The 12,560-nt window shown below is 67.7% G+C and carries 12 protein-coding genes and 2 pseudogenes; 8 read left to right on the top strand and 6 right to left on the bottom strand.

All coding sequences use genetic code 11. From position 1 onward, the window contains the following. Positions 1–231: 231 nt before the first annotated feature. Positions 232–435 (top strand): annotated as a pseudogene (locus tag ABZ904_RS43000) (LysR family transcriptional regulator); the annotation flags it as partial. A 122-nt stretch (positions 436–557) separates the two neighbouring features. On the opposite strand, the gene tgmA reads toward ABZ904_RS43000, so the two are convergent. Then, the gene (gene tgmA / locus ABZ904_RS42995) at positions 558–854 is read right to left on the bottom strand and encodes a putative ATP-grasp-modified RiPP (RefSeq protein WP_361829563.1); all 297 of its coding nucleotides are present in this window, start codon (positions 852–854) and stop codon (positions 558–560) included. A 414-nt stretch (positions 855–1,268) separates the two neighbouring features. Then, entirely contained in the window at positions 1,269–1,619 is a 351-nt protein-coding gene (locus tag ABZ904_RS42990; protein ID WP_361829562.1) for a hypothetical protein, read from the bottom strand. A 272-nt stretch (positions 1,620–1,891) separates the two neighbouring features. Here ABZ904_RS42990 and ABZ904_RS42985 point away from each other — a divergent pair, with 272 nt between their 5' ends. The 3 genes from ABZ904_RS42985 to ABZ904_RS42975 are packed head-to-tail and all read left to right on the top strand — an operon-like array spanning position 1,892 to position 3,531. Further along, positions 1,892–2,149: a hypothetical protein gene (locus ABZ904_RS42985; protein ID WP_361829597.1), complete on the top strand. Its 258-nt coding sequence runs from the start codon at positions 1,892–1,894 to the stop codon at positions 2,147–2,149. Continuing rightward, on the top strand, positions 2,124–2,657 hold the full coding sequence (locus tag ABZ904_RS42980; protein ID WP_361829561.1) for a DUF6879 family protein: 534 nt from the start codon (positions 2,124–2,126) through the stop codon (positions 2,655–2,657). Before ABZ904_RS42985 ends, ABZ904_RS42980 begins: the two co-directional genes overlap by 26 nt. A gap of 22 nt (positions 2,658–2,679) precedes the next feature. Further along, positions 2,680–3,531 (top strand): helix-turn-helix transcriptional regulator, encoded by an 852-nt coding sequence (locus ABZ904_RS42975; protein ID WP_361829560.1) that lies wholly within the window; start codon positions 2,680–2,682, stop codon positions 3,529–3,531. 342 nt (positions 3,532–3,873) lie between these two features. On the opposite strand, the gene ABZ904_RS42970 is transcribed toward ABZ904_RS42975, so the two are convergent. Further along, complete coding sequence (locus ABZ904_RS42970) at positions 3,874–4,239, bottom strand: hypothetical protein (RefSeq protein WP_361829559.1); 366 nt, start codon at positions 4,237–4,239, stop codon at positions 3,874–3,876. 341 nt (positions 4,240–4,580) lie between these two features. Here ABZ904_RS42970 and ABZ904_RS42965 point away from each other — a divergent pair, with 341 nt between their 5' ends. Further along, positions 4,581–6,164, top strand: coding sequence for an ABC transporter substrate-binding protein (locus ABZ904_RS42965; protein ID WP_361829595.1), 1,584 nt, complete (start codon positions 4,581–4,583; stop codon positions 6,162–6,164). Between the two features lie 350 nt (positions 6,165–6,514). On the opposite strand, the gene ABZ904_RS42960 is transcribed toward ABZ904_RS42965, so the two are convergent. Both ABZ904_RS42960 and ABZ904_RS42955 read right to left on the bottom strand, forming a co-directional pair. After that, positions 6,515–6,727, bottom strand: a complete 213-nt coding sequence (locus ABZ904_RS42960) for a hypothetical protein (RefSeq protein ID WP_361829558.1) — start codon at positions 6,725–6,727, stop codon at positions 6,515–6,517. A gap of 181 nt (positions 6,728–6,908) precedes the next feature. Further along, positions 6,909–8,246, bottom strand: a complete 1,338-nt coding sequence (locus ABZ904_RS42955; protein WP_361829556.1) for a PLP-dependent aminotransferase family protein — start codon at positions 8,244–8,246, stop codon at positions 6,909–6,911. Between the two features lie 98 nt (positions 8,247–8,344). Between ABZ904_RS42955 and ABZ904_RS42950 the strand changes: the two genes are divergently transcribed. The 3 genes and pseudogenes from ABZ904_RS42950 to ABZ904_RS42940 all read left to right on the top strand — a co-directional run bounded on the left by ABZ904_RS42950 (position 8,345) and on the right by ABZ904_RS42940 (position 11,170). Beyond that, positions 8,345–8,968 carry a DJ-1/PfpI family protein gene (locus tag ABZ904_RS42950; RefSeq protein WP_361829554.1) on the top strand — a complete coding sequence of 208 codons (624 nt, stop codon included), beginning with the start codon at positions 8,345–8,347 and terminating at the stop codon, positions 8,966–8,968. Between the two features lie 23 nt (positions 8,969–8,991). Next, positions 8,992–9,381 (top strand): annotated as a pseudogene (locus ABZ904_RS42945) (glycosyltransferase); the annotation flags it as partial. A gap of 163 nt (positions 9,382–9,544) precedes the next feature. Continuing rightward, a complete protein-coding gene (locus tag ABZ904_RS42940; RefSeq protein WP_361829552.1) occupies positions 9,545–11,170 on the top strand; it encodes an IS1182 family transposase in 1,626 nt (541 codons plus the stop codon). Between the two features lie 91 nt (positions 11,171–11,261). Here the strand turns inward: ABZ904_RS42940 and ABZ904_RS42935 are convergent, their stop codons facing one another. Further along, the gene (locus tag ABZ904_RS42935; RefSeq protein WP_361829550.1) at positions 11,262–12,482 is read right to left on the bottom strand and encodes a transposase; all 1,221 of its coding nucleotides are present in this window, start codon (positions 12,480–12,482) and stop codon (positions 11,262–11,264) included. Positions 12,483–12,560 lie beyond the last annotated feature (78 nt).

Genomic DNA, 12,560 nt, shown 5'->3' with positions numbered 1-12,560 from the left:
AGATGTCGTCGGGGCATATCGAGCGTCTCGGTGACCAGCCTGTTGATCGTGGCGATCACCTTGCGCTTGTCGTCCAGTTTCGATGTGGCCCGCTAGCGAGCATTCCTGCTTCGGGTAGTTCCTCAGATGAAAAGAATCGTTGACCCTAACGGCCGCTGTCCAACGAAAGTCAGAGACTGCCGCCATCTCTCTGAGAGATACCTTGGGGGCTTTCTGAGGGATACTCGGAGGGTGGAACTGCGCCAGTTCGAGTACTTCGTCGCCGTCGCCGAGGAAGCGAACTTCACCCGTGCGGCCGCACGGCTGTACGTCGTCCAGTCCGCGGTCTCCACCACGATCAAGAACCTCGAGCGAGAACTCGGCACGACGCTGCTGGAACGCACCCCCAAACGCGTGCTGCTCACCGATGCCGGTGCTGCCCTGCTGCCGCGCGCCCACCGTCCGAGTGTCTGGGGGCGCGGATCATGACGCGGGGGCGGAGCAGGCTCCAGGCGTAGCGGTGGATGTTCGCGCTGGCGGCAGCATCGTTCCAGCAGACCCAGAGGACGTCGAAAGCTTCACAGACCACCCACCGGGCGCGTTGGTCGGTGAGGAGGAAGGCACGGGTAGTCCTGGGTGGCGTCGTGGCCGGAGTCGCCGTCCACCTTGCCGTCCTTGCCGACCTGGGTGGGCGGGTAGGTGTTGACGGAGGTGCCGTGCTTGCCGAGTTCGACCGGACTCATGCGGCCGTCCCCGCCGATCCAGCAGCCGGTCTGGGTCTGCGGATCGAGTCCCGCGTACCGCCAGGGTGAGGGCTCGGCGTTGTGCAGCGGGGTCATGCGACGCATGCCCCATGGTTGGGGCGGAAGGGTCATCGCTTGCAAGGTGCCTCCTTGGCCGGGGTGAAAGTAGAACTGCATGGTGAAGTCCGTCCTGGGGCTCGACCTGTCCAGGGCTGGGGCCCCGGGCGGAGTCCTCTTGCCCGAATGCGAACCCGGGTCTCCGGAAGCGAAGAGCAACGCGTCGCAGCGCGTATCTGGGGTCTTATCGACGGAGATACAAGGGGCGCCGCTGTGTTGCTTGCCGTCGCGGCCGCCCGCTTCAGCGCCGTGCCAGGGTGCCGGCGCGGGGGCTTCAGCGGTCCTGTCTGGACGGGGCTCTGGGGTGGCGCCTTCGTGCACAGGTGGTCGTGCACGACGAAGGCGCCGTCGGCTCCCGTGGCCGCGGCGGTGACGTAGCCACGTGCGCGGCTCGTGGGGCCTGGTCGGCTCGTCGCAGTGCCGCGCAGGTCATTGGCGGTACTCCCTGATCAGCCGGTACAGGCCTCGGCCGGCGCTGCAGTCGGCGGCGGTCTTCTCATTCCGGCACAGCTCGCAGGTCGAGCCGTGGGCGAACAGGCCGCGGTGCGCACGGTCGGCGATGCAGCCGTGGCAGGCGCGCGGGAACCAGCGCATGAGCGAGGTGGTGCCGCTGTGCGGGCTCATCTGCTCGCCGAGGTCGACGGCCGTCTCCGCGGTGAGCCTTTCGCCGCACCAGACACACGTCGCGCCGCGGACCTTGGCGTCGGCCAGGGTGTCGAGTGAGGGGAGCGCGAGGACCTTCAGTGCCTCGGGCGGGATGTCGTGGATGGCGCTGCTCACCGGATCACCCCCGTGGGCGTCCGGGCTGCAACCTGCCTCATGTCGGCGCTCCTTCGCGGCGTTCGGCCATGCCCCGTGGCCGTTCGGGCGGCCGCCGGGGCTTGTCGTATCCCCGACGCTAGGAGCGCGAAGTGCAGCAGAGCCAGCGATGTGCATCGATGTGCGCGTGCAGTTGTAGGCGGCTGCGCGGCCGGTTCGCACTCTTGACGCTGTCCACCCGCTGGCGCGAGGTTGGTGCACAACGGCGCACAACGACGACGCTGGAGGCAGCCGTGGACTTACAGTTCATCGGGATCGACCCGGACACCGGCAAGAACGGGTCACCCACGGCCTGGGTGGACCAGGAGAACGCGGACATCGTGATCCAGAGCTACACAGCCGACGAGAAGACGCGAGCCGCGTGCGTCGAGAACACGGCACCCGGACACGCGAAAGGCGTTCCCGAGCACGAGACGGTGATCCGCATCCCCGCACGCCTGGTACCGATCCTGAGGAAGGCCTGCGATGCCGCAGAACGTGCCCAGCTTTGACGAGCTCTTCGAAGCCACGCAGCGTTCAGCGGTGCACCTCGAGATGCGCGACCGGTACGCCGTCGGCGATGAGGCCGACGACTTCCACACCTGGCTGCGCACGGGGCAGAGGGACACAGACCCGACCTCGGATTACTGGGCACCGTGGGTCGACATGATCTCCCAGGCGACCGGCCGCGGCGTCGTCGTGCGACGGGCCCGCATCGTGTCCGAACCGGTCACCGACTACATCCGGTACGAGCACGCCGGAACCGTCGTCAACACCGCGGCCGGGGAACAGGTCCGCTGGCTGCCCCGCCGACACGCAGCCGACCTGATGCTGCCGGGCACCGACCTGTGGATTTTCGACGGGACCCACGTCCTCTTCAACCACTTCACCGGAGATGGCGGCTGGGCGGATCCGGACATGGAGCTGCGCAGCGAGCCGGGCATCGTCAAGCAGTGCGTGGACGCGTTCGAAGCCGTCTGGGAGCGCGCCATCCCCCACAACCGGTACGAGATCCACTGACAGAAAGCGCCGCGGCCAGCTCATGCCCATCTCCCCGTCTTCCTCGGCCCAGTCCGCCCGCGAGAACGTGGCACGGCAGCTACGCGACCTGAGGAGAAACGCCGGCCTGACGGTCACTGAGCTGGCCTCCCGGTGCGGCTGGCACCACGCCAAGACCTCCCGCATCGAGAACGCCCGCACGCCGCCCTCGCCCACGGACATCCGCCTGTGGTGCCGCGCCACCGATGCCGCGGATCAGGTGCCGGACCTGATCGCCGCTTCCCAACATGCGGAATCGCTGTACCGCGAGTGGCGCCAGCGGGTCCGCTCCGGCCTCAAAAAGCTGCAGGACAGCTACGTCGAGCTGTACCGGTCGACAGAGCTGCTGCGCGTGTACTCCCCGGTCCTCGTCCCTGGGCTCCTGCAGACCGAGGGCTACGCACAGGCCCTGCTGAGCCTCAACGCCCGCTTCCTCAACATTCCCGACGACGGGGCCGAGGCGGCAGCAGCGCGCGTCCAGCGCTCGCAGGTCATCCACGAGCCGGGCCACCGCTTCGTGTTCCTCATCGAAGAGGCAGTGCTCTCCTACCAGCTCGGCGACGCAGATGCGATGGCCGCGCAGCTGGGCTACCTCCTCACCGCTGGGGCGCTCCCCCGGGTATCCTTCGGCATTATCCCGACGACGACGCGCCAGCGTGCCCTGTGGCCACAAGAGACATTCGACGTGCACGACGACACCCTCGTGTCGGTCGAGTTACTCGCCGCCGAAGTGAACGTCACCCAGCCGTCCGAGATCGCCCTGTACGTGAAGGCCTTCGAGCAACTACGGAGCATGGCCGTGTACGGGGCACAAGCACGCACCCTGATCGTGAAGGCCATCGACGCACTGGGCTGAGCCCAGCCACGACGAGCCTCACCCTTCTACGGGAGGACGAGGACCGCTCCATCTCACCACTCAAGGCGGCTGACGGTGACCCGCCGGCCCTTCTGCAAGGGCAGGTACGCCAGGCGGTGAAGGCGCTGGAGACCCAGCGGGCGCCAGCCTCGTCCGTGTCGACGTACTCGGAGGCCTGGAGCGCGGCGATGGCCGCCGGCAGCTCGTCGGTGCCCATCAGCTCGAAGTCCTCAACGTCCTTGGCCATGGCCACCACGGAGGCGCACGCGTCCTCGAGCGCCTTGCGGGCGCGGGCTATGCGGTCCACGTCCGGGCCGAGAGGTTCGACGATCCCGTTCACGATCAGTTCTCTCCCCCGGCGGCGTCTGTGAGCGGGGCGTAGTGGTGGGCGAGATGCTGCCATGGCAGGGCCTCGCCGGCGCGGGCTTCGTGCTGGCCGGGGCTGAAATCCTGCATGCGCCACATTCCGCGGTTCGGAGCGCTCTTGACGCGCCGCCACAGATCGAGGTCGCCGTCGACGACCTCGGAGGGCCCCTCTTCGCCCGGGTCGTTCTGGTCGAGGGGTGACCAGTGCCGTCGGCCAGGGTGCATCCGCACCCTTTCCTCGTATCCGGCGACCTGCGCCATGAAGTCTCGGGCATCGGCACGGGTCTCGCGTACCCGCTCGAGACGGTAGGCGTCGGCGAGGCTGGTCAGCTCGGCGGTCATGTCGAGCAGCCTACGAGATTGCCGATCGTGGGCGTGTGGAATCTGGTGCGGGACGGGCCGTGTATGGGCGGGCGTAGTCGGGTCGGTCGGTGAAGCCGAAGGGATCCGTCACGACCGGGGTCAGAATGGTGCCGGAGGGGGCGGCGGCGATGGTGGCGGTCAACTGCAGGGCGCTGTATGAGCTCAGCCGCGGCTTGGGCAACTGACCGGCCGCTCCAAGGTAACCGGTCATCCCGCCTGGGGGCCTTCACCGTGTTCGCGATACGCTCCGGAGGCTCCCGCACGGCCCCGGAACGCGCGGAGTCGGGACCCAACGACAACCGAAGACAAGGCACATGCACGTGAACATGCGCACCCAGTGGCCGGTCCTTTCCGTCGCGACGGGGCTGGCCGCCGGCCTGCTCACCGGATGCGGTTTTTCCACGAACGACTCCGGGGGCACCGGCTCCTCCATCGTGATGGGGATGTCCGACGACGTCCTGGCCACCGACCCCGCCTCCGGCTACGACCCGGGATCCTGGCTGCTGTTCAACAACGTCTTCCAGTCCCTGCTGAGCTTTCCCAAGGGCGGCACGGAACCCGAGCCGGAGGCCGCCAAAGAGTGCTCGTTCACGGGCACGGCGACCAGGGTCTACTCATGCACCCTCAAGGACGGACTGACGTTCAGCAACGGTCACCCGCTCACCTCGAAGGACGTCAAGTTCTCCTTCGACCGGATGCTGAAGATCAACGACTCCGCCGGTCCCGCGATCATGTTTCCCATGCTCGGCTCGGTGGAGACACCGGACCCCAAGACCGTTGTCTTCAAACTGAAGTACGCCGACGCCACTTTCCCCAGCAAGATAGCCTCCGGCGCCGGCTCAATCGTGGACCACAGCGCATACCCCGCCGACGCGCTGCGCAAGGACGGCAAGGCGGTCGGCTCCGGCCCCTACAAGCTGGACTCCTTCGGCAAGGACAAGGCCGTCTTCTCGGTCAACTCCGCCTATAAGGGCACCTCCAAGGTTCGCAACTCCGGCGTGACCCTCCGGTTCTTCCACGGCGACCAGTCGGCCCTGAAGAGCGCCCTCCTGGGCCGGCAGATCGACCTGGCCTACCGCGGTCTCGCCGCCGCCGACATCGCCGATACCGCCAACGACACATCCGCCGGCAACGGCATCGAGGTTGTCGAAGGCTCCAGCGCCGAAGTGCAGCACCTCGTCTTCAACATGGACGACCCGGTGGCCGGCAAGCTCGGCGTCCGCAAGGCCATCGCCTACCTGCTCGACCGCGGTGCCCTCGTCAACAAGGTGTACGACGACACGGCGACCCCGCTCTACTCGATCATCCCGGCCGGTATCACCGGCCACCACACGTCCTTCTTCGACACCTACGGCGCCCGCCCCTCGAAGACCAAGGCGGCCGCCGCGCTGAGCGCCGCGGGCATCACCGGCAAGGTGAAACTGACGCTGTGGTCCACGCCCTCGCGCTACGGGCCCGCCACCGACGAGGAACTAAAGACGATCGCCGAGCAGCTCAATGCCAGCGGGCTGTTCGACGCCACCGTCAAGTCCGTCGCCTTCGACGAGTACGAGAAGGACATCGCGGCGGGCAAGTACGGCGTCTACGTGAAGGGCTGGGTCCCGGACTACCCCGACCCCGACAACTTCACCGCACCGTTCTTCGGCAAGGGCAACGTGCTGGACAACCACTACGACAACAGCACGATCACGGGCGAGCTGATCCCGAAGACGGCCGCCGAGAGCGACCGTTCGTCGACCGACAAGGCGTACGACAGGCTCCAGGACATCGTTGCCGCGGACCTCCCGGTCATCCCGGTCTGGCAGGCCAAGCAGTACGCCGTCACACGGGACGACGTCTACGGGCTCGAGTACTGCCTCGACGCCTCCACGGTGTTCCGGTTCTGGGAGATCAAAAAGGGCTGACCGAGGCCGCACGGGCACGTGTGATGCTCGGAGCAAGCATCGCCTCGCCAGTCGGCGGCGGCCTTGCGGATCATGTCGAAGTCAAGCGGGCCGGGCGGGGCCCCGAGGTGCTCGTGTAGTCGTGTCCAGGAGCGCGCCACGTGAACGACTGAACCGGCTGACGGGCGCGAATGCGGTCCCGCCGCCCGCCGTGCCCCGGTGCGTCGCTCGGCCTAGCGGCGGCATCATCCGATGGGTTCGGTTTCGCCTACCGGCCATAGCCTGATCTGGTCATAGATGGGGGATCGCCGAGGTAAGCCCAAAAGGGGCCACGGGATGATCTTGGAGTCCGGGCGGACCGCTACGGGGTGTCACGCGCGAGGGTGTTGACGCGGCTCGCGTACTCGCGGCGGGCCTTGCGTCTCGCCGAACTTCGGGCGCTGGAGCGGGTGGAGGCGGCTGGAGGTGCCGGCCTGCTCCTCGAAGACGACCGGGTCCTCGATCCCGGCCTCGTCCAGGACGAGGTCCTGGCGGTCGGTCGACTGCTGGTCGGTCGAGACCCGTTTGTAGACCAGGTTGGCCATGCCGCTCCCCGTGTCGGTGGTCGCATCCGACTCTAGCTGTCAGCAAACCCTGTCATCAGCCGCCATCGGATCTGATTGGATCCGTGCCGCCTACAGGCCCCGGAAAGTCCGGGTTCATTGGACGCCAGCCCCGCCTGTCGTCATAAGGATCGTTTGCCGACAGAAGGGCTGGAGTCCGAGTTCAGGCGTAGGCGTCCTCGACGGCGACTCGGCGCACTGTGCGCAGCGTCGACCGGAGACTGTCCAGATCGGTCGAGCCCAGGGCGAGGCGGATCGCCTGTGGTGTGTGCGACGAGATGGTGAACGGCTCCGCCGTGGTGACCGAGATGTGTCGGCGCGCGAGGGTGGCGGTCAGGCGGTCGGCGCGTGCGTCGTCGGGCAGTGGCAGCCAGGTGAAGTAGGACGAGGGGTGGCCGATGAGCGGGAGGCCCGCCAGCTCCTGCCTGACGAGTGCCTGGCGCGTCTTGGCGTCGTCTCGTTTCTGCGCTTCCAGGTGGTTCACTGTGCCGTCGTCGAGCCAGCGGCAGGCGATGGCGGTGGTGAGGGCGGGGGTGTTCCAGGTGGTCGCACGGATGGCTCGTTCGAGCGAGGGCACCGCAGGTGGCGGGGCGAGGACGAAGCCGACCCGCAGGCCGGTGGCGATGCTCTTGGACAGTCCCGAGACGTAGACGGTGATGTCCGGCGCAGTTGCGGCCAGAGGCGGTGGAGGGTCCTCGACCAGGTAGGCGTATGAGGCGTCCTCGATGATGAGGGGACCGTGCTGTCGAGCGATCTTGATCAGGCGGGTGCGGTCGGTTGCCGGCATGACCCAGCCCAGAGGGTTGTGCAGGGTGGGCATGGTGTATATCGCGCGCACAGGGCGGGTCGCGCACAGTTTCTCCAGGGCATCGAGATCCGGTCCGTCGGCGGTGGTGGGGATGGGCTCCAGGTCGAGATGGAAGGCGTGCGCGAGCACCTTGAAACCCGGGTAGGTGAGTGCGTCGACCGCGACGACGTCGCCGGCGCTCAGCGTGGCCATGATGGTGATGGCCAGGCCGTGCTGGGCACCGTTGGCGATGAGGATCTGATCCGCGTCGGCGGTGATTCCCCGGCGTCTGAGGTGTCGTGCGATGGAGGCTCTGTTTTGTGGACGCCCTCGGTGTGGTTGGTAGCGCAGCAGCGAGTCGAGATCACCGGAGGTGGCCACCTCTCGCAGGGCCTGCCGCAGGAGATCGGCCTGGCCGGGCAGCGACGGGTAGTTGAAGTTGAGGTCGACCGCGTCTGTGGCCACGGCTTGCTGATCGATGCCGTGACCGGCGGGGACCGTGATGTCACGCACGAACGTGCCGCGGCCCTGTTCCCGGCTCACCAGACCCATCGCTTCCAGCTCGGCGTACACCCGGGTCGCGGTCACCACGGCGATGCTCTCACGGGCAGCGAGCCCACGGTGGGTCGGCAGCCGCACCCCCGGGGCGAGACGCCCGGTCCGGATGTCGGATGCGAGCGCGTCGACCAGCCTTTTGTATCGCGAGACTGCCATGCACCGGATTGTATCCATGACAATTCTTTGACTGTCCTACTCGCGGGTCCTTACCGTCGAGTCCCACTCCTCCGGCTCATCCGGAAAGGACAGCCGTCGTGCACATCGCCATCCTCACCTTCGAGGGCTACAACGAGCTCGACTCCCTGATCGCGCTCGGTGTGCTCAACCGCATCAAGACCGATGACTGGCGCGTCACCATCGCGACCCCCAGCCCCAAGGTGACGTCGATGAACGGGGTGGTCATCGAGCAGATGTCCACTCTTGAGGAGGCCTGCGCCGCTGACGCCGTCATCGTCGGCAGCGGCATCGCCACCCGCGAGGTCACCGAAGACCCGGCGATCATGAACGTCCTGCGGGGCCTGGACCCCTCGCGCCAGCTCATCGCGGCTCAGTGCTCCGGCGCACTCGTGCTGGCCAGGCTCGGCCTGCTCAACGACATCCCCGCCTGCACCGACCTCATCACCAAGCCGTGGGTCGTCGCCGCCGGTGTCGAGGTCCTCAACCAGCCCTTCTACGCCAAGAACAACATCGCCACCGCCGGCGGCTGCCTCGCCTCGCACTACCTCGCCGCCTGGACCATCGCCCGCCTCGAGGGCAACGAAGCCGCCGAAGGCGCGCTGCACTATGTCGCCCCGGTCGGTGAGAAGGAGGAATACATCGAGCGCGCCTGGCGCAACATCGCCCCCTACCTGCCCGCTCCCACACCGGCGCTCGTCTGACCAACCAGTCGCAGGGAGTGGCCCTTCCCGCGGATCTGGCGAGCCGGTATTACCTGACGGGCTTTGTCGGGCCGGAGTTGCCGGACGTCCTGGCGCTGACGGATGTGGTGATCTCGCGCAGCGGGGCGGGCACGCTCGCGGAACTGACCGCGCTGGGCAAAGCGGCGGTGTTCATCCCGTTGGCTACGTCGGCAGGCAACGAGCAGGCGCACAACGCCCGCTACCTGCACAAGGCCGGGGCGGCCGTGGCCCTGCTCGGTGAGGTCACGGCGGGCACTCTGTGCGACGCGGTGGGCCGGCTGCTGAGGGACCCCGCCTGCCGCACGGCGATAGCGGAGCGGTCCCGGGCACATGGGAAGCCGGGCGCGGCCGACAGGCTGGTGGACGTGATCCTGTCGGCAGCGTCCGGCTGATCGGCACGGGGATACCCACTGCGATTGAAGGCTCCCCTCCCTGAAGGACTCCGTTGGGAAATCCGTAAACCGGTGATGGTGAGTGTGCCGGGCTGCCATGATCGGCCTGTTCGCTGATCGAGGGTGGGGCTGGATGTCGCTGGAACCGCGGGCTGATCGCGGAGTGCCGGAGCTAACTGCGCGGGTGGTGCGGGCTTCGTTCCCGAAGGGGACGCTTGCGGTCCGTGTCCGTGAGGCGCTCGGTCCGCTGTTCGAGGACGAGTCCTTTGCCGAGGCGTTCCCCGGACGGGGGCGGCCGGCGGTCTCGCCCGGGGCATTGGCGCTGGTGTCGGTGCTGCAGTATGCCGAAGGCCTCACCGACCGGCAGGCCGCTGACCAGGTCCGGGCCCGGATGGACTGGAAGTTCCTCCTCGGTCTTGAGCTGGACGACCCGGGGTTTGACTTCTCCGTCCTTTGCGACTTCCGTGCCCGGTTGATCGAGCACGGCCTGGAGGAGAAGGTCCTGGACCTGGTCCTTGAGCGAATCTCCGGGATCGGGCTGCTGCGCGCAGGGGGCCGTCAGCGGACCGACTCCACCCACGTGCTCGCGGCGGTGCGGACGTTGAACCGGATGGAGTTCGTGGGCGAGACCCTGCGGGCTGCCCTGGAGGCCCTGTCAGCGGCGGCCTCGCAGTGGCTGTCCGCGCTGGTCACTGCGGACTGGGTCAGACGATACGGTGTCCGGATCGACTCCTACCGCTTCCCCAAAGGGGAGAACGTGCGCCAGGAGTGGGCCGAGCAGGTAGGCCGTGACGGCTTCACGATTCTTGAGGCCGCTTTCGCTCCCGGCTCGCCGGGCTGGCTGCGGGAGATCCCTGCTGTCCAGGTCCTGCGCCGGGCCTGGGTGGAGCAGTACCACCGCGATGGCGAGGGGGTGCACTGGCGGGAGGGCAAGGACCTCCCGCCGGGCAGATGCCGGCTCTCCTCGCCCTATGACCCCGACGCCCGTTACGGCGTGAAGCGGGGTTCAGGCTGGTGCGGTTACAAGACCCACCTGTCTGAGACCTGCGAGTCGGACGTCCCGCACCTGATCACCCAGGTGATCACCACGGACGCGACCGTCGCCGACACCGAAGTCACCGAGTCCGTCCATCAGGGCCTGGCCGCACGGGAGTTACTGCCTGCCGAGCACGACGTTGACGCCGGCTATGTCACCGCCGCGCACATCGTCACCGCCCGGAACGAGTACGGGATCGAGTTGGTGGGGCCGGTCGGACTGGACACCTGCCACGAGAACCACGAAGGCGAGCACTTCACGCAGAGCGCCTTCACCGTCGACTGGCAGGCCCGCACAGTCACCTGCCCCGAGGGCAAGATCAGCGCCAGCTGGTCCGACCAGCGAAAGAGCAGCGGAACTCCCGTCGCGAGGGTGCACTTCACCGCCCAAGACTGCGGCAGTTGTCCCGTGCGCCAGAAGTGCACCAAGGCGGCGAACGGTAAATGGGGCCGCAGTCTGACCCTGCTTCCCCGGGACCAGCAGGAGGCGCTGGAAGCGCGGCGCCGTGAGCAGCTGACCGACGAGTGGCAGCAGCGTTACAACATCCGCGCCGGCGTGGAGGGCACGATCTCCCAGGCGGTCCGGCGCACCCGCATCCGCCGGACCCGCTTCACCGACCTGCCCAAGACCCACCTCGGCCACGTCTTCGCCGTCACCGCCATCAACATCATCCGACTCGACGCCTGGCTCACCGAAACCCCACTCGGCCAGACCAGGACCTCGCATCTGGCCCGACTTGACCTGGCCGCATAAAGGCCCACCCACACCCGGTTTACGGATTTCCCAACGGAGTCCTGAAGGGAGGGGATTCTCCACCCTCCAGGGCTGCGTGGGGATTCACGGCTCAGGCCGCCTCTTGGTCCGGCGGACCAGGAGGTCTTACGCCCTCGGCACCGTCCGGGTTCCAACCTGCCCGGACCAGCATCACGCGGGCGGAGTTCTTGTCCCTGGGCGAGACGGCTCCGCACACGGTGCAGGCATAGGTTCTCATCGAGAGAGGGAGTGCGTGCTTGGTTCTCGCTCCGCACGTTGCGCAGTCCATCGTGGTGTGCGCCGGGTGCACGAGACGGACGTCCCGTGCGTGCTTGCGGCCCATCTCGATCAGGGCACGCTTCGTCGCCGCGATGGCCGCGTCGGCCGCCTTGCGGGCCATGGTGGTCTTCGCGAGGAACTTCGGCCTGAAGTCCTCCACCGCCACTCCGTCATGATCGCGCATGACGGACTTGGCCCACTTGCGGCCGGTGTCCTCCCGCTGCCGCGCGATCTTCTTGTGCAGCTTCGCTGCCTGTGCCTGCGCCTTCCGGTAGCCGGTGGATGCGGGCTGTCCTTTCGGTCGCCGGCGCCGGGCCATCATCCGCTGGTACTTCGCGAGCCGCTGAGCGGATCGCTTGCCGTGTTCGGCATGCGGAAGGTCGTAGGCGTCGTCGGTGGTGGTCGCGGTCTCCTTCACACCCCAGTCCACGCCCAGGACGTGGCCGGTCTCCACAAGCGGCTCGACCTGGGCCGGGGCGACGAAGGAGGCGTACCAATGTCCGAGCGTGTCCTGGTACACGCGCACACTCGACGGCTCGGCCGGAAGAGCCCGCGACCACACCACGCTCAGCACGATCTGGCCCGCAAGGTGCAGGCGGCCCTCCTTGAGGCGGAAACCGCGCCGGGTGTAGTTCAGCGACGGTCGGCTGTCCCGCTTGCGCTTGAAGCGGGGCATCCCCGCCCGGCGGTGCTGCGCAAGCCCGTCCTTGATGTCCTTCAGCGCCTTCGCCCGCGACTTGGCGAAGTCCCGGATCACCTGCTGCTGCGGCACGCTCGCGCCCTCAGCCAGCCACGGTGTCACCCCGCGGGCGTCGGTCAGCATCCTGTCCAGCTGCGCCGGACCACACGTCAACTTCTCGCCGCCCGCTCTGCTCTGCGCGTGGGCCTGCCGGGACTTGGCCACGCATTCGTTCCAGATCCAGCGGCAGCGATCCCACTCGGCTTCGAGTGCGCGCCGGGCTGTCTTCGACAGGCGTACACGGAAGGTGTACCGGGCATGCCCGGTGTCCTTCGTAGTCGCTTCTGTCGTCATGCATCCGAACCTACCTGGGAGGACTGACAGTTGAGAGTTCTTGACCGTTGTGGGCGGCATCACGGCCGTGCGGGGTGG

It is taken from the genome of Streptomyces sp. NPDC046900, assembly GCF_040644975.1.
Classification (GTDB): Bacteria; Actinomycetota; Actinomycetes; order Streptomycetales; family Streptomycetaceae; genus Streptomyces.
This window is presented reverse-complemented; position numbering and strand designations above follow the sequence as displayed.

Excerpts from the sequence above, each read along its gene's own strand:
- tgmA (WP_361829563.1), bottom strand. The coding sequence starts at position 854 with ATGACCCTTCCGCCCCAACCATGGGGCATGCGTCGCATGACCCCGCTG.
- ABZ904_RS42975 (WP_361829560.1), top strand. The coding sequence starts at position 2,680 with ATGCCCATCTCCCCGTCTTCCTCGGCCCAGTCCGCCCGCGAGAACGTG.
- ABZ904_RS42970 (WP_361829559.1), bottom strand. The coding sequence starts at position 4,239 with ATGACCGCCGAGCTGACCAGCCTCGCCGACGCCTACCGTCTCGAGCGG.
- ABZ904_RS42935 (WP_361829550.1), bottom strand. The coding sequence starts at position 12,482 with ATGACGACAGAAGCGACTACGAAGGACACCGGGCATGCCCGGTACACC.
- ABZ904_RS42955 (WP_361829556.1), bottom strand. The coding sequence starts at position 8,246 with ATGGCAGTCTCGCGATACAAAAGGCTGGTCGACGCGCTCGCATCCGAC.
- ABZ904_RS42960 (WP_361829558.1), bottom strand. The coding sequence starts at position 6,727 with ATGGCCAACCTGGTCTACAAACGGGTCTCGACCGACCAGCAGTCGACC.
- ABZ904_RS42980 (WP_361829561.1), top strand. The coding sequence starts at position 2,124 with ATGCCGCAGAACGTGCCCAGCTTTGACGAGCTCTTCGAAGCCACGCAG.